Source organism: Alteromonas sp. P256 (assembly GCF_036864455.1).
GTDB lineage: Bacteria > Pseudomonadota > Gammaproteobacteria > Enterobacterales > Alteromonadaceae > Alteromonas.
In genome coordinates this window covers 212,633-230,253 of the sequence record NZ_JAZETM010000006.1, presented here as the reverse complement: position 1 = coordinate 230,253, position 17,621 = coordinate 212,633, and the positions used below count along the sequence as shown (strand labels likewise).

Sequence of the window (17,621 nt, the reverse complement as noted above, 5' to 3'; positions counted from 1 at the left end):
ATTAACTCTTGTCCATACCCTATTGATAAACGTGCTGCTCAGAAAGTTTCAGATAATTAGAAGGTATGGGAAGCTGTAATTTAATAGCGGTACTTACATTAACCGCCACGGTAAAGTTTTCAATTTGTTCTATTGGAATGGTTTCAGAAGAGCCTAGCGCTAAAATACGTTTAGCTTGTCTAGCGGCAGAGACGCCAATATCTTGAGCTTGAGAGACAATGCCAATAAGCGCACCTTCTTGAACTGATGCAACACTCTCTGCAAACAGGGGCAGAAGTCCAGTCTGTTTTTCTATATCTGAAATTAGATTAGGCGTTTCAATTAATGGCCCTGCCGATAGCCAGTACCCGTCAAGGGCAGTTTCCTGTGAATTTAATAAGCTAATGACGTCTTCTTTCATCACTGCTAAGCCCGCTTTTTTAGCAATATAGGGCGTTTTAATAGGAATAAACTGAATATTTTGGTAAGCGGATTGTCTCGCTATAAGGGCACTGGCAGCATTAAATGAGGAAGGGTATGACGTATGGATCAGACCAATTTTTAGCGCTGTTACGGGCTCTGATGCCTGTAAAACGCCATCTAGTATATCAAGTTTCACCTCGGCATTAACAACATGAGATTCACCGGTAATGTTGCGTTTGCTAGTGGCGCCAAAAGCAGAAACAATGCCTTCGGTAACAGGTTCAGACACCACCATAAAGAGCTTAGGAATTGACAATAAATCGTCATTATTAAATACAGCACGTGTAGCTAGAGTAGCTAGTGACACCAAAAGATCGGGTTTCGATTCGGCTAACATGTCAGCGATAAGGATGTTTGCTTGGTCTACCGAGCCCTCAGCATTGTAAACTCGAAAGCGAATATCTTTATCAGGCATCAAACGTTGTAATTCGGCTTCAAATGCAATGCGAGATTCTGTAACAATGTTTACTGGAAGCGTTTCTATCATAGCTACATCTATCTTTTCTTTTGCTAAAGCAGAAAAGGTAACGATGGGCACAAAAACAAATAAAAGGCAAAGTACCCTTACCATCTTAATTAACCTTTGAAAATTCAGCCTCAATAAACTTTATCATAAAGTTTCTGGGGCGATTTTCATAGGTTTAGTTCACCCATTTACAATCTTAAGACTCAATATGGGCTAGCTACTTTTAAGGTGTGCTAAGGTTATCGTTTATGACTGTTATTTTTTTATGTTTGTTTTTTACTATGCTTGCTTTTTTTAAGAACATGCCTGCTTTTTTGTCACCATTTTCATTTGCAATAGCAAACCACCGCGAGTTATTACGCTAGCTCCATTAAGCACAATGAGAGGCCATGCCGCGGCAATCGGCATGGTTAGCGCGAACGCTAATGTCGTTACATCTTTTATCAAAATACTTTGAAATAACGCGGGCGATAGCGCACCTATTACTCTGCTTCGCCTTACCACTATTAACTGATGAAGCGTGCCTTGTATCAGCAGCGCGGTCACAATTAGCATTAAGCTATTGGCCCCAAGCTTTGCCACACTGGGATAAGGTCGAAAGCCCATTGAGCATAAACCTATTACCATTGCAGTGGCGCATAGGCCTAGAACGAGCCCAGTGGGTATAGAGCGTCTGTCTTGCCAAAGTTGAAACAAAATAACTAGGATGAGAAGGAGCGCACCAAAGCGAGTCCACACCAAGTAATGGCTAAAAGGCTCTATGGCGATACCAAAAATAAAGTTGGCATAAAACGCAAAAAAGCTTGAAGCGAACTGGTTCGTCGACAAGCTTTGGGTAGAAGACTGATTGCTTTCGCGCAGCTTCTCTACATTGATAATTTGTTTTGCCAACCCGTACCAGGTCAGCAAAAAAGCAACTGCGCTTACAGTACCTAAGATGTGGTACAACACATGGTTTTCCTCAGTCGCTTCTAGTTAACGTTACTCTACCGTAACCGATTTTGCCAAATTACGAGGCTGATCCACATCTGTGCCTTTTATTAACGCAACATAGTAAGAAAGCAGCTGTAACGGCAGCGTGTAAATGATAGGTGCTATTGGGCCGTCGCAGTGAGGTACATTAATTACACGCATAGACTCATCACCTTCAAAGGCAGCGTCTTTATCGGCAAATACATACATGATACCGCCGCGAGCACGCACCTCTTCTACATTCGATTTAAGCTTCTCTAGCAACTCATTGTTTGGTGCAACCACAATTACCGGCATTTCGTCGTCAATGAGCGCAAGCGGACCGTGTTTTAATTCACCCGATGCATAAGCCTCTGCGTGAATATACGAAATTTCTTTAAGCTTTAACGCCCCTTCCATTGCAATAGGGTATTGGTCACCGCGGCCTAAGAATAGGCTGTGGTTTTTATCTGCAAACTCTTCTGCTAAGTCTTCAATGCCGTTGGTAATAGCCAGCGTTTCTTCTAGCTTGGCAGGCAGGCTGTGAAGGGCTGCAACAATGCCGCTTTCATCGCTTTCTAACATGCCGTTTTCTTTACCTAAAGCTAGGGTTAACATTAAAAACGCTGTTAGCTGGGTGGTGAAGGCTTTAGTGGATGCCACGCCTATTTCTGCACCTGCGCGGGTCATAAAGGCTAAGTCAGACTCACGGACTAGCGACGACCCAGGCACATTACAAATAGTAAGGCTCGACATATATCCCGACTCTTTCGCTAAACGCAGCGCTGCAAGGGTATCGGCAGTTTCGCCTGATTGAGAAATAGTAATAAGTAAACTATTTGGGTGTACTACCGATTTGCGATAGCGAAACTCTGAGGCAATTTCTACATTACACGATACGTTCGCGTATTGTTCTAGCCAGTAGCGCGCGGTCATACCAGCGTGATAACTCGTACCACAGGCAATAATTTGAACGTGTTTTACTTGCTTGAAAATAGCATCAGCGCCTTCGCCAAATACGTCAGGCGCTAACCCTGTTTCGGTAATACGCTGCTGAAGCGCGTTTCGCACTACGGTAGGCTGCTCGTGAATTTCTTTTAGCATGTAGTGACGGTAACCGCCCTTATCACCCGCATCGTGCTCAATATTCGACTCTACCACTTCACGCTCTACTGGCGCGCCATGCTTATCAAAAATATCTACCGTGCGGCGGGTAATTTCAGCAACATCACCTTCTTCTAAGAAAATGAAGCGGCGAGTAACAGGTAATAAGGCCATTTGATCAGAGGCAATAAAGTTTTCACCAAGGCCTAGCCCAATCACAAGAGGGCTTCCCGAGCGCGCTACTACTACGCGGCTAGGATCTTCTTTGTCCATGATCACAGTGCCGTAAGCACCGTGAAATGTGTTCACCGCGCTTTGTACTGCAGTTAATAGATTCTTACCCGATTTTAGCTCTTCATGCACCGTGTGAGCGATTGTTTCTGTGTCGGTATCGCTGGTAAAGCGGTAGCCCTTTTCGGTTAACTGATTGCGAAGGCTTACGTAGTTTTCGATAATGCCGTTATGCACAACAGCAACCCGTTCGCTAGAAAAGTGAGGGTGAGCGTTCGCTTCTGTCACACCACCATGAGTAGCCCAGCGTGTATGCGCAATACCCGTGCTGCCAAGTGCTTCACTTTTAGCTACCGCGTCAGCTAATTCTTGAACTTTACCGGTTCGACGAATTCGCGTTAGGTTTCCATCGCTTTGCAATAGCGCAACGCCTGCCGAATCATACCCGCGATACTCAAGCCGCTTTAGTCCTTCTAACAGAATTTCAACAACATTACGTTCGGCAACAGCGCCAACAATTCCACACATGCTTATTCTCCATTACGCGTGGCGACGATTACCGTCACGCCCTTATTTTCAATATTCGTTTTATCAGAATCACTGATGGTGTCATCGGTGATTAACACAGAAATTTTGTTCCAGCCCAACTCGAGGTTAGGCATTTTATGCAGTAGTTTTTTTGCACTGGCCATTACCACCACTTTTGAAGCGGCATTGGCCATTGCTCGGGTTACTCCCGTTAATTCATTAAAGGTGGTCGTGCCTCTTTGTACATCAATACCAGCGGCGCCAATGAACGCAATATCAAAACTATAGGCACTAACTAGCTGTTCAGCCATAGAGCCCTGAAATGACTGAGACAGGGCATCCCATGTACCACCAGCCATCAACACCGTTGGCTCTGTATCGCACTGGGTTAAATAGTTGGCGGTCGATAGCGTATTCGTCATTACTACTAGGTCATCCAAAGCGGATAGATAAGGTAAAATGGCAGAGGTAGTAGAACCGCAGTCAATCACCAGCTTGCTACCTGGCGTGACTAAATTGGCCGCGCATTGTCCGATGGCGTTCGACAGCTCACTACCGGCTAGCGACAATGCTTCTGTTTCAAAAGAGGTAGGCGAAGACACAGGGATAGTAGAAGTAACAGAAGACATTGCTGCAGAGTTATTATTAGCAGTACGTGATGAAACAGCAGGCACAGCGCCACCAAACTGCCTAATTAGCGCACCTTGTGCTGCTAATGCAGTTAAGTCTTTTCTTATCGTAACTTCAGATGCGTTAAATTGGCTGGCTAGCGTTTCTACACGTGTATGGCCATTGTCATTAACCCATTCCACTATGCGTTTGCGACGCTCATCAACCGAATGACTGCTCTTCAACTTGAACTACTTCTTTAAATACGGCATTTCAGATTTCACATTCGTATGCGGCTTTGTTGGGGCATAGTTTATTTGCCGTGCCTGAAAAAGACCGATTTTAAACATGAGAAACGCCCATAACTTTCAAAACGAAAGCTATGGATTACAATTTGAAAGAATCGTAAGGTATTATGAAAGCATGTTCAAGTGCTTTGCTTAATTTAACAGCAACTTTCTTTCTTCTTGACTCGCTTTCAGTGCTGTTTCAATAATGTTGATCACTTCAACAACGCTGGCCGATACCGCTGTAGGCTTGCCGAAAAGCTCAAGTGCTTGGTCGATAAGGTGGGGCCCTAAATCCCAAAATATCCCGCTGCCAGAGCCTTTGTTTTCACGCCATCGATTACGTGGAATAGGCCGAAAGCGGTCGATGCGACTTTCAAAGCGCTTAATATCACCAAGCTTACCTTGCTCAATAAGCTGCTTTAAGGTGAGAAAATCGCCATCAAAACGCCGATTGTGAAACACGCATAATTGCTTCTTTTTCGCATGCGCCACATCAACTAGGTGCTTTGCATCGGTTACGCTAAGGGTAAAAGGTTTCTCTACTAACACATGACTGTTGTGCTCAAGTGCGAGTAAGGACTGTGACGCATGCAGATGATTAGGCGTAGTTATTACCACCAAATCAAACTGCCTGCTGTTTAGCGCTTCCTCTAACGAGGAGTACACCACGGCGCTGGGAAGCGCAGTTTTCACCTCACCCGGCTTTGAAGACACAACGCCCTCAATTGCAAAGTCAGAAAGGTGTTGAAGAAAGGGCATATGAAACGTGTTAGCGGAAAACCAAACCCAACTAATAGCGTGGTGATCAAAGCAACTCCTAAACCCCTTCTATTTTATTTTTTGGTGGGGCGTGGCCAGTTAGCTATGTTGCGCTGCTTGCCACGGGCGACAGCGAGGGCACTGTCGTCAACTGCCGATGTTATCACCGAGCCGGCGCCTACGGTTGCATTATCGCCAACGTTTACGGGCGCTACAAGGGATGAGTTAGAACCAATAAATGCGTTCTCACCAATAATGGTTTTCGATTTATTTACGCCATCGTAGTTACAGGTAATAGTGCCTGCACCAATATTTGCATTAGCACCAACCTCGGCATCGCCAAGGTAAGTAAGATGATTTGCTTTTGCACCTTCACCTAATACTGTCTTTTTCATTTCCACAAAGTTGCCAACTTTGGCGTTTTTGTGCATAACCGCACCAGGGCGTAAGCGCGCATAAGGCCCTACCACACAGGCTTCGCCTACATTTGCCTGTTCAATGATAGAGTTGGCTTCAATAACAGCGTTATCTGCAATGTGGCAGTCGCGCAATATGCAATTTGCGCCAATAGACACGTTGTTACCTAAGGTTACGTTGCCTTGTACAATAACATTTACGTCGATTATAACGTCGTTTCCAGCTTCTAACGTACCGCGCATATCAAAGCGTGCTGGGTCTAACAGCGTAACACCGTCAGTCATTAGCTGCTGCGCCTGACGAGCCTGCAAGGCGCGCTCAAGGTTAGACAATTGAATGCGATTGTTTACCCCTTCAACTTCAACCGCCGACGCTGGCTGAGCCGACTGAATAAGCTTTCCTTCTGAGGCCGCCATAGCGATAACATCGGTAAGGTAATACTCGCCTTGGGCATTGTCGTTACTTAAGTTGTGTAACCAACGCTTAAGATCAGACCCAGACATCATCATCATGCCGGTATTAATCTCTTTGATAGCGCGCTGCGCGTCAGAGGCATCTTTATGTTCAACAATTTGAGTGATGTTGTCGTTTTCTCTGACAATTCGGCCCATTCCTGTGGGGTCGTCCAACTCAACAGTAAGTAAGGCTAAATCACAGCTGGCTTTTACTGCTTTTAGCGCATCTAGTGTTTCTTCTCTAATAAGCGGTGCGTCGCCTACCAGTACCAAAACATCTTCATTATCTTTTATGTGAGGGGCGGCTTGTTGAACTGCATGGCCGGTTCCTAACTGCTCAGACTGAAGGCACCAGTTTAAATTGTCTTCAACAATGGTCTGTTGCAGCAAGTCACCGCCGTGGCCGTAAACAAGATGGATGTTGTCAGCACCTAACGACTTCACTGTATTGATAATGCGCTGAACCATTGGAACGCCACCTACTTTATGAAGTACCTTTGGAAGCGAAGATTTCATGCGAGTACCTTTACCCGCTGCTAAAACAACCACTGAAAAAGCCATACAATCCCTTTATTGTGTAAACATAATTTTTATCTGCATATAGTGTAACTAAGCATTGATGAGATGTCAGCGGATGAATGCGCCCTGCCACGGTTTAAATACACCAACCTTCTGCCTGTTTGTTTTCTAGTTAGTCTTTTAGGCTAAACTTGAGGTGAACGCGCTAGTAGTTCATATTTGCAACAGGTATACTTTGTTATGGAAAATTTCAGTGCAGCCAGGCAAGGGAGCATGCGCAGTCTGTGAACACATTTAGAACCTTACATAGAAGCATATTGATGCTTTTTGCAGTCGTTGTGGTAGCGATTGTCACTTTAGTGCACTTTAGCATTTCGAAAATAGTAGCAGAGCAAAGCCGCGCCCAGCAGCAATCACTTTCACCCGCTATATCGCTTATTGTAGAACAGCTACTCAAACCCCTGCATATTTCTGATGCGCTTGGTCACTCAACAGAGCTTGTGGATTTACTCAATCAAGATTCAGTCGATAGCAACGCTGCATTTAGCACCTTACAAAGGCTTGAAGAGGAGTTTGGACTGTCTTTTTTCATTGCCAGCGAGAAAGACAGAAAACAATATAATGCTGACGGCACCATCATTAATCTGATTGAAGGTGAAGTAAGCTGGTATTTTAAGTACCGCGATTTCCCTGCTGATGCAGTGGCCGATATCGGTAAGTGGGAAGACACCCACCTGTACATAGACATTAAAATTCACAATCAAAAAGGCGAATTTCTTGGCTTTTTTGGCGTTGGCAAAAGCTTACGCAGCTTTTTAGAAATATTTGACTCTTACAAACAAGAATACGGCTACGATTTTTTATTCGTCGATAAAGAGGGCGATATTATGCTGTCTTCTGATCCAGCGTTAGTTGCCACCTATTCAGACTTTACTAACCTGTCTGAATTACCTTGGTACGCAAGCCTGCCGCTTTCCATTCAAAATGAGCAAGCGCTTAACAACAAGCTAGTTACCATTAATGAAAAAGACTTTTTAATTGCAGAGGTAAAGCTGAATCAGTTTGGCTGGACGGTATTTTTATTAAGCCCGCTAGAAGACAGACAGGCTGAGATTTCACAAGCCTTTATATTTAGCGTAGTGACACTGCTTGTGGTTGTGTTTTCTCTATTTTTATTGATATACAACTTATTGTATTACTTTAGAAAAGATATGCAACCAGACCTGATAGTTCGCCAAACAAACCGCCTTCCTGAGAAGGACAGTTTGCAGCTTATTTACAAAAGCCTATTGGCAGAGCACGGCTCGCTAAGCGTTGTAGTGGTAAACGTCGATGAAATGACCACCATTGTTGATGCGCATGGTCGCAACACCGGTGATGATATTTTAGATAAGGTAGCGATTTATTTATCAGAAAAGCTGCGAGACCAAGACGTATTAGGGCGCTGGAGCAGCGACGAGTTTATTGTCTTTTTGCCACAAACAGGGCCTCATGTGGCTTTAGAACTGGCACAAAACCTACGTCATGGTGTGGCAACACTGCCACCACTTGCCGAATACCCAGACATTCAGATTACAGCATCGTTTGGTATTTCGTACACCGCCTCAGTGCGGCCATTACAAGAAGTGACCGCCCATGCGGAAGATGCCCTGTATCAAGCAAAACGAGATGGTAGCAACCTAGTGCGTATGCAGTTAATAGACTAGGGCATTTAATTTGTGTTCTACAAAAAAGCAGCGTGCCGAAACACGCTGCTTTTTTATTGCTGTTTACTTCGGCGTGGAGCTAAATTAGGCCGATTCAAGCTTCGACTTTTTTCTTCTCTTAGTTAACACACCCGTAGTGAGTGCCACGCCTAGCAGTATCATGATGCCGCCAACGATGGTTTGCGCAGAAAGGTGTTCTTGCAGCAATAATACGCCCCAAATAATGCCAAATAACGGTACCAGATAGGCAACGGTAATCGCTTTTGCCGGCCCCACATCAGCAATCAGTTTAAAGTATAGGATATACGCAATACCTGTTCCGCCAATAGCCAATGCCACCGCATTAATCCACGCATTATTACTTGGCATGGTAGCCGGCAGTGTTGCAAGGGCGAAGGGCGCTAACATAATGCTCGCAAAAGCCTGACTGCCCGTCGCAACGGCAAGAGGCTTAACACCCTGCAGCCACTTTTTCATCATACTGGCAGCTATTCCGTAGCAGGTGGTAGCAAGCAGCGCGGTAAGAATGGGAAAGAAGCTCACTTCGCCCTCACCAAGCTTTTGCTGACTGATAACAGCCACACCGACAAACCCAACCAGTAAACCTACAATGGCACTTTTTGTGAGCTTATCTCCTAGCCACAGCCAAGCAACAATGGCGCCGAACATGGGCGCAGTTGCATTTAAAATGGCGTTAACACCAGCTTCTAAATGCAGGCTACTGTAGTTAAAAAGCACAAAAGGAATAGCGGTATTCACCAAGCCAACCAAGGCGATGGCAAACCAATGATGCCTAATTTGCGACAACCCCCCTTTGAGCACTAGTAACGGCAATAACACTGCCGTAGCAAGCAGCGTTCGAACGGCCACCAGTACATAAATACCAAATTCAGGTGCTGCCACGCGCATGAAGATAAACGAGCCGCCCCAAATACCGGCTAACACCACTAGTGCAATAACATTTCTTAGTCCCATAGTCCGCCTTGGGCTCCCTCTAAATTAAGCAAAAACTGCTTTCGCGCTAAACCACCCGCATACCCTGTTAGCGTTTTATTGCTGCCAATAACTCGATGACACGGTACTACAATGGCAATGGGGTTTTTCCCATTGGCAAGCCCTACCGCTCTTACCGCTTTAGGGTTACCAATGTGTTTTGCAATGTCTAAGTAACTTACGGTTTGTCCATAGGGTATGCTTTGCAACGCTTTCCATACCGACGTTTGAAACTCTGTGCCTTTGACATCTATAGGCAAATCGAATTCGTGACGCGTTTTTGCAAAATAGGCCGATAGCTGCGAACAAGCTTCTTGGGTAATGCCATTAGGCACGCCCTCTTTACTGCTGTCTTTAGCATTGTCTTTTACACGGTCTTTTACACTGCCTTTTGCTCTGCCTTTTAAGCTGTCCTTTACGTTAGGTTCAGGCTCACTAAACGCAATGCGGGTAACGCCAGTATTGCTTGCTGTCACCGTTACCACGCCTTGCTCTGTAGGTATTGATTGAGAAAAAACCTCTGATGCGGTGTCTGTATTCACTGGCTTAAATCCTTTTTGACTCTGTTGGCACTTTGTTTTCTGTCTGGTTTCGGTGCACTGTTTTTATCCGGCTTGCGCGCGCCGACTGTTTGAGGAAGCTGGGAGAGCTGCCAGAGCTGCAGTGTAAGATAGCTTCGCCACGGCGCTGCATCACCTGCGCAAACGGGGTGACGCTTTGCCATTTTTTTCACAATAAGATCGCCTTCAAGATAAACATCGGGGTCTCGTTCGCCGCGCATCTTAATATAATCTACTGTCCACGGCCCAACACCTTTTACCGCCAGCATATCTTCATGGCTTGGAGAGCGACTTTGAGAGCGGTTTTGAAAGTGACTTGCGGAGAGGTTTTGAGAGTGACTTGGAAAATGACTCTCAGAACAGCCCTCTGAAGAACTCGGCGAAGCGCTAGAAGACTGACTGCTAGAAAATAGCTGTGCAAAGCTTTTAATCGCATTTTTTCTGGCCTGGGGCATCCGCAAAAAAGAGAGATCGCTACTCGCTACCGCAGATGCTGAAGGAAAACTATAGCGAAGCTCATCGTCGCAGACATCGCTTTTGCCCAAATGATGCACCAGCAAAGTCAGCTGGCCAATAGCCGCTTTTACGCTAACTTGCTGACCCACAATAGCTCGGCAACCGGCCTCAAACACGCTCCATGCACTTGGCAGTCTTAACCCTTCTACAAGCTGCGCTTTTATTAATCCTGCATTGAGTAAGCCGCGCTCAATAAGCATAGGATCCGCCTTTAAATCTAACATGGCTTTTATGTTTTCAATTACCCGATAAAGCGGCGTTAAATCGCTCAATGTTATTGCTACTTCAAACCCGCCTTTGCAATCATTGTGTGTGGCGCAAAAATGCCCTTTCACGCCTTCAAATTCAAACCAGCGCTGATAGCTGCTCTCGGTCACTACTTCCATTGCAGCAACCGCACGGCCAGCTAAAAAATCTCTTACATAGGGCCAATCGTAAGGAGGGCGATAAGAAAGAAATAACCTGACACTTTGACCTGACTCTTGGCCTAGCTCTTGAACGTGCTCTTGGCTAGTATTTTTGGTAGTACGCCTAAGCCCTGATGGCGATGTTTTACAGTACTGCTGAACAACTCTTTGTAGCTGACGCTGGGATGAAAAGCCACAGCTTATCGCTACATCAAGCAGAGGCAAGGTGGTTTGCTGTATAAGCTGCTTAGCAAATAGCGCCTGCTGCATTGTTTGAAATTGTTTTGGCGACAAACCAATAGCGTCGGTAAGCAATTTATTGGCATAGCGCTCGCTTATGCCAAGGCGAGATGCAATATGACTAATTGGCTGGGCTGGGATTTCAGACAATAACGACAGTGCGCGGCGCACCGTAGTGTCTATCCCTTCCCAAGCGGGAGATTGAGGCGCACTGTCAGGCCGACACCGCAAACAAGGCCTAAACCCATCAGACATGGCTTGAGCCGCAAGACTGTAATAAGCCACGTTTTCTTCTTTCGGCAGCTTTGCAGGGCAAATAGGCCGGCAGAAGATTCCTGTTGTTTTCACCGCAACAAAAAAGCGACCATCAAATCGCGCATCTCTGCTGCATCTCGCTGATGCATAGGCTTGTTGCTGTGCATTGTCTATTGCCGACATTGAAACCTCTTACACATATCAATCGCGTTAAGCTTGCGTTGGCAATATTTGCCTTGGCCATACGGTTTTGCTTTTTGGCTGTTCTTAAAAAACGCTGAGCTACAGATTCTTAGTTTACGCGTAAAAACCGAAATTAAGGCGACAAAATCAGAACTCATTATTTTGTCACACTTTTTCTGCTCTGCGCGCTGGATTGCCTTTTTTACCGTTTCTCAGCGCTTATTAATAGTTATCGGCACTCTTTAAATAAGTGCCGTTATTACGCGCATTTGATAAATGACCAACCTATCCGCATAATATCGCCACCTTGATAACAACTGCCTATCTCTTATTGCAGAGAAGCCGGCCTAATGAGCTAACTGTATGCCAACTATTTTGCGCATTTCGATGTCGCGCTTTTTTCTAATGTGTGCATTGCCGCTGTTAGTGCTTTACTCGCACACATTGTCTGCTGACTGGCTTGATAACTATGCCAGCTATGTAAAAAAAGAGGCAGATAAATACAATGTACCTGGCTATGCATTTGTTTTTTATGAGCAGGGTAAAACGCCCCGAGTTTATGTGTACGGTAAAACGCGCAAACGGGGCGGCGAAAAGGTAACCAAAGACACCGTATTTCGTCTGGCATCCGTATCGAAGACTTTCACAGCACTGCTTAGCGCTAAATTGGTAGAGCGAAACCAGCTATCGTGGAACACACCCATTAAAACCCTGCTTCCAGACATTCCTTTCAAGGGCAAGGGTATGGAGGCACTAGAACTTCAGCATATTATTGGGCAATCAAGCGGCTTTATGCCAAATGCCTACGATAACTTAATTGAAGCCGACTATTCATTAGAACGTGTACTAACCTCCCTAGGTGAGCTTGAGCCACTGTGTAAACCGGGAGACTGCTACACGTATCAAAACGCCTTATTTGGCGCGTTAGAGTATTACTTCAGCGGGCAAGACACGTCTTATTCTAGCCAAGTTCAATCTTACCTGTTTTCTCCGCTGGGTATGACGTCGTCAAGTGTTGGTAAAGGCGGGTTGCTTGCCTCAGAATCATGGGCACGCCCACACATCGCCATTGCCCGCAAGAAATGGCACGAAGGTAAAGTAGAAAGCAATTACTACCGCTTTTCACCTGCCGCCGGGGTTAACGCCAGTATTTACGACATGACTATTTATTTGCAGGCATTGCTGGGAGAGTTTCCCACCGTAATCTCTAAAGAAATGGTGGAATATGTCACCACAGAACGAGTACGCACTAAGCGCGAAACCTATCGCAGAGGCTGGAGAGGCATGATTGACGATGCGCACTACGGCCTGGGCTGGCGCATTTACGACCTTGATGGCAAACAGCTAAATTATCATGGCGGATGGGTAAAAGGTTATCGTGCAGACGTGGCTTTCATGCCTGAGAAAAAGGCGGGATATGTCATGTTGATGAATGCAGAGTCGAACATGATTAACAGCGCTACCGCAGAGCTGTGGAAACGCTTTTTAAAACAAGCCGACGACTAAGCTCGCCGGCTTGTACTTACTCAATTGCTTATCATTGTGCTTGCTACTTTGTATCTTCATATCCAGAAGAAAAGCCAGCCAAGCGCAACGGTATCTACTTTGATTGTTTTAGGTAGGTATAACCGTTTAGACATTTTTCGTAAAAGTCTGTCCAGCGTACGCCTTCTCTAGGCTTGAGTTTACCATCCCACACATGTTTATCGATTAAGCGTTTAACGTCAGATGCCATGGCACGAGGGTTATACTGCATAACGTTAAGTACATCTTCTACCGAAGAGCCTTTAACAACTTCCTCAATGTAGAAATCTTCTGGATCGTCGTCATAGCTGTAAATATGTACTTCGTTTAGGCGACCAAATAGGTTGTGCATATCACCCATTACGTCTTGATAAGCCCCTGTTAAGAACAACCCTACATAGTATGGTTCGCCCTGTTTTAACGGGTGCATAGGCAGCACATCGGTAATCTCTCTACCAATTGTAAACTGATCAATTTTGCCATCGCTGTCGCAGGTAATATCTACCAACGAGCAGTTTACTGTTGGCTCCTCATTCATGCGTGTTAATGGCACTACTGGCAACAACTGATCGATTGCCCATGTGTCGGCAGCCGACTGGAACACAGAGAAGTTGCACAGGTACTGCGACGACAAGCTATAATCAAGCTCCTGCAGCTCTTCTGGTACGTATTCTTCATTGCGATACCAAATTTGCAACCTACCCATAATGTGCCAATACAGCGTTTCAATTTTGGCAAGTTCTTCAAGAGGGATTACGCGAAGCTTGAAGGCGTCTAGAGCCTGCTCTTTGTACTGCGAGGCATCGTTATATACCTCATGCATGTTTTCTTGCTCATCAAAGGTGTCAGCGAGTTCTCTGATATTCTTCAAGAAAAAATGCTCACCTTCTGTGGCTGACGTATCCATGGTTGCGGCATTAGATTTAATTTCGCCCACAATCTCGGTCACAACGCAGCTGTGGTGCGCCGTAATTGCGCGACCGCTCTCACTCACTAAATGAGGATGAGGTACACCCTCTAGGTCGCACATCTCTTTCATACCGTACACGACGTCAGCAACATATTCTTGCATGCTGTAGTTACGCGACGATTCGTTGGTTGAATTACTACCGTCGTAATCAATACCAAGGCCGCCGCCCACATCAACATAGTCTAACGCGAAACCCATTTTATGAAGATCGGCATAAATACGAGCACCTTCAGTAACGGCTTCTTTCACCGCTCTGATATCGGTAAGCTGACTACCAATATGAAAATGCAACAATTTAAGGCAGTGAGCCATGCCCTGCTCTTCTAAGTAGCGAGCAGCATTGATTATCTCGGTAATTGTAAGACCGAACTTAGCTCTCTCGCCCCCTGAACTTTCCCACTTCCCGCGACCTTTTACCGTCATTTTCGAGCGAACGCCGATAATAGGATCGATATCTAATTCTTTTGCTACTTTTACCAGCAGCAATAGCTCGGTGTATTTCTCTACAACCACGACTACGCGGCGGCCAAGCTTACGCCCTAGTAGGGCTAAGCGCATGACTTCGTCGTCTTTGTAACCATTTAAAATGGTGAGCGACTCTTCGTTTGTGTTCATGGCTAGCACAGTTAAAAGCTCCGCTTTCGACCCTGCTTCTAGCCCGTAGTTGTAAGGTTTGCCGGCATCGACAATCTCTTCAACCACTTCGCGCATTTGGTTTACTTTTACTGGATAAACGCCTTGGTATTCGCCTTTGTACTCAGCTTCAGCAATCGATTTACGAAATGCCTTATTTAACCCTGCTACTTGCGAGCGCAAGATATCGTGAAAACGAACAACAACAGGGAACTGAACACCTTCTTTACGTATATCTTCTATAACTGAATTGAAGTCTATACGTATACTCGGATTTTCGGGCACGGGCGTAATGTGAACGTTGCCATTTTCACCAACCTGAAAATAACCGCCACCCCATTGAGAGACGCCGTAGACGCGCTCTGCTTCCTCGATACTCCAATTAGACAAAATGATCACCTTTTAAAAAGTGCGTTAGGATTTACCTAACTTATGCGTGCAAAAATGAGTCGCGTATTATAGACAAAGCCATAAATGTTGCGACGTAAAATATCGATTGTTTCGACTAATTTAATTTATCGCGGCGTTGCTGTTTCTATCCATGATGTTACGTATGTCATCGCGCTTGGTTCAACTCTCTTGTCAACGTCGCTTAAAAATGTGTTTACATCGTTAGTGCGACTGAAAGTAAAAGGCTGGTTTTCTAAATAGCGTTGCGCGATATGGTTAGCATCAGTCGTATCATCTTCCAGCCACAATTCACTTAGCTGGTTTCTGCGGTCGAGTTGAATTGAGTCTTTGATGCGTATAACGGTTTCTGTCTTTGTACTAGACCAAGAGCGCATATCAACAAATAAATGGAAGGGTTTGCCTTTTCTGCTTTGCAGTGCATCTGACAGTTCGCCCAAGTAGGTAACATTAGTCCCCATACCCCAATGCCCACGAAGAGTCACTAAAATACAGTTCTGAAATATTTCAATATCAAATGGACGATGAGACGGGTTGCCACGCATTACAGGGTTAACACTCGATATTTAAAAAAGGCTGGTGATTTGATGTTAGAACGTATTGGAAGATTAAACAACCTTGTACTCATCACGTATTTTGTTGTTTTGGGCGATGCGATTAAGGCGGCTTATTAGGTATGAGTTTTAACTATATGTTGGGCCCGGCGAATTGAGTAATTGCCGGACCTATTTTAGTCTTACCGAAGAACGTGACTAGTCGTCACCAAATTCACGGATAATACTGTTGATGGTTTCTTTCGCATCACCTAGCACCATTCGCGTATTTTCTTTAAAGAAAAGTGGGTTATCCACCCCAGCAAAACCCGCATTGGCAGAGCGCTTTAGTACAAATACTGTTTTGGCGCGGTATGCCTCAATAACCGGCATACCGTAAATAGGGCTACCTTTCATTTCTTTCGCGGCTGGGTTTACTACGTCGTTAGCGCCAATAACTATAACAACGTCATAGTTTTCCATGCGAGGGTTTACGTCGTCCATTTCGTAGAGCTGATCGTAAGGAACATCAGCCTCGGCTAAAAGTACATTCATGTGCCCAGGCATACGCCCTGCCACTGCATGAATACCGTAGTCTACCGTACAGCCGTTGTCTTCCAGTAAAGACTGTAACTCACGCACTGCGTGCTGTGCTTGCGCTACCGCCATGCCATACCCTGGCACAACGAGTACTGCTTGCGCTGCTTCTAACACGTAAAATGCATCTTGTGCGGCCAGTACCTTAATCTCGCCTTCAATTTTTTCGCCTGCCTCAACAGGTGTAGAAAATCCTGATAGCAGTACGTTCATTAGTGAGCGGTTCATGGCCTTACACATTATATTTGTAAGAATAAGCCCTGACGCACCGACCAATAGACCAGTAACAATAAGAATGGTGTTGCCAGTGGCTAAACCTGCAGCCGAGGCCGCTATGCCCGAGTAACTGTTAAGCAAAGCAATAACCACTGGCATATCAGCACCGCCAATAGAAATGGTGGCCAATAAACCAAAGCTAAGTGCAATTGCGATAGCGCAATACAGCCACACTGTGTTTGATGGTTCGGTAGTAAACAAATAGCCAACCGCTAGCATACCCACTAAATGAAGAATACTCAGCTCGCGAAGCCCAGTAAAAACAACCGCCTTTGAACTCATCTTTCCTGACAATTTCCCCCACGCTACCACCGAGCCTGAAAAGGTAACACCACCAACGAGTATGGTGAAAAATAAGGTTACAAAGGTAAACGCGCCGGCCGTTTCTAGCGCCGCTATGCCCATGCTCGATAACGTCGCCCAACCAAGTAACAGTGATGCTGCGCCACCAAAACCATTAAACAATGACACCATCTCTGGCATTGAAGTCATTTCAACGGTTTTTGCCTTCCACGCACCGTAAGCGCCGCCAATAACAAACCCTAGCAATATATAGTGATAGCTGATGATCTGCTGATCGAGCAGAGTAACAACAACCGCTATAAACATACCGACAGCAGAAATAAAGTTACCTTTTTTAGCCGTATCTGGGTGACTCAATAATTTAAGACCAAGAATAAATAGTGCCGCAGCAACTACATACGCAAGGTTAATCGTGGTTACAATATCATTCACCTGCGTACTCCTTACTTCGTTTTCTTTTTGAACATATTTAGCATGCGGTCGGTGACTAAATAGCCCCCCACCACATTAATACTGGCCAGTGCCACCGCAATGGTACCCAACACGGTAGTTAACACGCTGTTGTCACTACCCGATGCCACTAAGGCGCCAACTAAGGTAATACCTGAAATAGCATTTGAACCTGACATCAAGGGCGTATGAAGCGTTGCTGGTACTTTTCGGATGAGTTCAAAACCAAGAAACCCTGCCAATAACACGATAAAAAGTAAGTATATGATTTCCACA

At 45.3% G+C, this 17,621-nt stretch carries 15 protein-coding genes; 2 read left to right on the top strand and 13 right to left on the bottom strand.

Features of this window, described 5'->3' with window-relative positions:
* Positions 1 to 19: 19 nt before the first annotated feature.
* The 6 genes from V7R39_RS11630 to glmU form a co-directional block, all read right to left on the bottom strand.
* Positions 20 to 1,033, bottom strand: coding sequence for an ABC transporter substrate-binding protein (locus V7R39_RS11630; protein ID WP_334030821.1), 1,014 nt, complete (start codon positions 1,031 to 1,033; stop codon positions 20 to 22).
* A 189-nt stretch (positions 1,034 to 1,222) separates the two neighbouring features.
* A complete protein-coding gene (locus tag V7R39_RS11625) occupies positions 1,223 to 1,879 on the bottom strand; it encodes a hypothetical protein (RefSeq protein ID WP_334030820.1) in 657 nt (218 codons plus the stop codon).
* Positions 1,880 to 1,909: 30 nt separating this feature from the next.
* A complete protein-coding gene (glmS, locus tag V7R39_RS11620; protein WP_334030819.1) occupies positions 1,910 to 3,742 on the bottom strand; it encodes a glutamine--fructose-6-phosphate transaminase (isomerizing) in 1,833 nt (610 codons plus the stop codon).
* A gap of 2 nt (positions 3,743 to 3,744) precedes the next feature.
* Positions 3,745 to 4,596, bottom strand: a complete 852-nt coding sequence (locus tag V7R39_RS11615) for a DeoR/GlpR family DNA-binding transcription regulator (RefSeq protein ID WP_334030817.1) — start codon at positions 4,594 to 4,596, stop codon at positions 3,745 to 3,747.
* Between the two features lie 195 nt (positions 4,597 to 4,791).
* On the bottom strand, positions 4,792 to 5,400 hold the full coding sequence (locus V7R39_RS11610; protein ID WP_334030816.1) for a Gfo/Idh/MocA family protein: 609 nt from the start codon (positions 5,398 to 5,400) through the stop codon (positions 4,792 to 4,794).
* 74 nt (positions 5,401 to 5,474) lie between these two features.
* The gene (gene glmU, locus V7R39_RS11605) at positions 5,475 to 6,833 is read right to left on the bottom strand and encodes a bifunctional UDP-N-acetylglucosamine diphosphorylase/glucosamine-1-phosphate N-acetyltransferase GlmU (RefSeq protein WP_334030814.1); all 1,359 of its coding nucleotides are present in this window, start codon (positions 6,831 to 6,833) and stop codon (positions 5,475 to 5,477) included.
* A 242-nt stretch (positions 6,834 to 7,075) separates the two neighbouring features.
* On the opposite strand from glmU, the gene V7R39_RS11600 reads away from it, so the two are divergent.
* Positions 7,076 to 8,497 carry a sensor domain-containing diguanylate cyclase gene (locus V7R39_RS11600; protein ID WP_334030813.1) on the top strand — a complete coding sequence of 474 codons (1,422 nt, stop codon included), beginning with the start codon at positions 7,076 to 7,078 and terminating at the stop codon, positions 8,495 to 8,497.
* Positions 8,498 to 8,581: 84 nt separating this feature from the next.
* Here V7R39_RS11600 and V7R39_RS11595 read toward each other — a convergent pair whose 3' ends face one another.
* From V7R39_RS11595 to V7R39_RS11585, 3 genes are read right to left on the bottom strand one after another with little or no spacing between them, the layout of a single operon-like run.
* Entirely contained in the window at positions 8,582 to 9,472 is an 891-nt protein-coding gene (locus V7R39_RS11595; protein ID WP_334030812.1) for a DMT family transporter, read from the bottom strand.
* Positions 9,463 to 10,032, bottom strand: a complete 570-nt coding sequence (locus V7R39_RS11590; RefSeq protein WP_334030811.1) for a methylated-DNA--[protein]-cysteine S-methyltransferase — start codon at positions 10,030 to 10,032, stop codon at positions 9,463 to 9,465. Before V7R39_RS11590 ends, V7R39_RS11595 begins: the two co-directional genes overlap by 10 nt.
* On the bottom strand, positions 10,029 to 11,651 hold the full coding sequence (locus V7R39_RS11585) for a DNA-3-methyladenine glycosylase 2 family protein (protein WP_334030810.1): 1,623 nt from the start codon (positions 11,649 to 11,651) through the stop codon (positions 10,029 to 10,031). Before V7R39_RS11585 ends, V7R39_RS11590 begins: the two co-directional genes overlap by 4 nt.
* A 387-nt stretch (positions 11,652 to 12,038) precedes the next feature.
* Here V7R39_RS11585 and V7R39_RS11580 point away from each other — a divergent pair, with 387 nt between their 5' ends.
* Complete coding sequence (locus tag V7R39_RS11580) at positions 12,039 to 13,157, top strand: serine hydrolase domain-containing protein (protein WP_438823540.1); 1,119 nt, start codon at positions 12,039 to 12,041, stop codon at positions 13,155 to 13,157.
* A 94-nt stretch (positions 13,158 to 13,251) separates the two neighbouring features.
* Here V7R39_RS11580 and speA read toward each other — a convergent pair whose 3' ends face one another.
* From speA to V7R39_RS11560, 4 genes are all read right to left on the bottom strand, one after another.
* On the bottom strand, positions 13,252 to 15,168 hold the full coding sequence (speA, locus tag V7R39_RS11575; protein ID WP_334030807.1) for a biosynthetic arginine decarboxylase: 1,917 nt from the start codon (positions 15,166 to 15,168) through the stop codon (positions 13,252 to 13,254).
* 125 nt (positions 15,169 to 15,293) lie between these two features.
* The gene (locus V7R39_RS11570) at positions 15,294 to 15,731 is read right to left on the bottom strand and encodes an arginine decarboxylase (protein WP_334030806.1); all 438 of its coding nucleotides are present in this window, start codon (positions 15,729 to 15,731) and stop codon (positions 15,294 to 15,296) included.
* A gap of 207 nt (positions 15,732 to 15,938) precedes the next feature.
* Positions 15,939 to 17,327: an NAD(P)(+) transhydrogenase (Re/Si-specific) subunit beta gene (locus V7R39_RS11565; protein WP_334030805.1), complete on the bottom strand. Its 1,389-nt coding sequence runs from the start codon at positions 17,325 to 17,327 to the stop codon at positions 15,939 to 15,941.
* An 11-nt stretch (positions 17,328 to 17,338) separates the two neighbouring features.
* The gene (locus V7R39_RS11560) at positions 17,339 to 17,620 is read right to left on the bottom strand and encodes an NAD(P) transhydrogenase subunit alpha (RefSeq protein ID WP_269518211.1); all 282 of its coding nucleotides are present in this window, start codon (positions 17,618 to 17,620) and stop codon (positions 17,339 to 17,341) included.
* Between the last annotated feature and the right edge of the window lies 1 nt (position 17,621).

Coding starts and splice junctions, on each gene's coding strand:
- V7R39_RS11630 (WP_334030821.1), bottom strand. CDS start 1,033: ATGGTAAGGGTACTTTGCCTTTTATTTGTTTTTGTGCCCATCGTTACC.
- glmS (WP_334030819.1), bottom strand. CDS start 3,742: ATGTGTGGAATTGTTGGCGCTGTTGCCGAACGTAATGTTGTTGAAATT.
- V7R39_RS11610 (WP_334030816.1), bottom strand. CDS start 5,400: ATGCCCTTTCTTCAACACCTTTCTGACTTTGCAATTGAGGGCGTTGTG.
- glmU (WP_334030814.1), bottom strand. CDS start 6,833: ATGGCTTTTTCAGTGGTTGTTTTAGCAGCGGGTAAAGGTACTCGCATG.
- V7R39_RS11595 (WP_334030812.1), bottom strand. CDS start 9,472: ATGGGACTAAGAAATGTTATTGCACTAGTGGTGTTAGCCGGTATTTGG.
- V7R39_RS11585 (WP_334030810.1), bottom strand. CDS start 11,651: ATGTCGGCAATAGACAATGCACAGCAACAAGCCTATGCATCAGCGAGA.
- V7R39_RS11580 (WP_438823540.1), top strand. CDS start 12,039: ATGTCGCGCTTTTTTCTAATGTGTGCATTGCCGCTGTTAGTGCTTTAC.
- V7R39_RS11570 (WP_334030806.1), bottom strand. CDS start 15,731: ATGCGTGGCAACCCGTCTCATCGTCCATTTGATATTGAAATATTTCAG.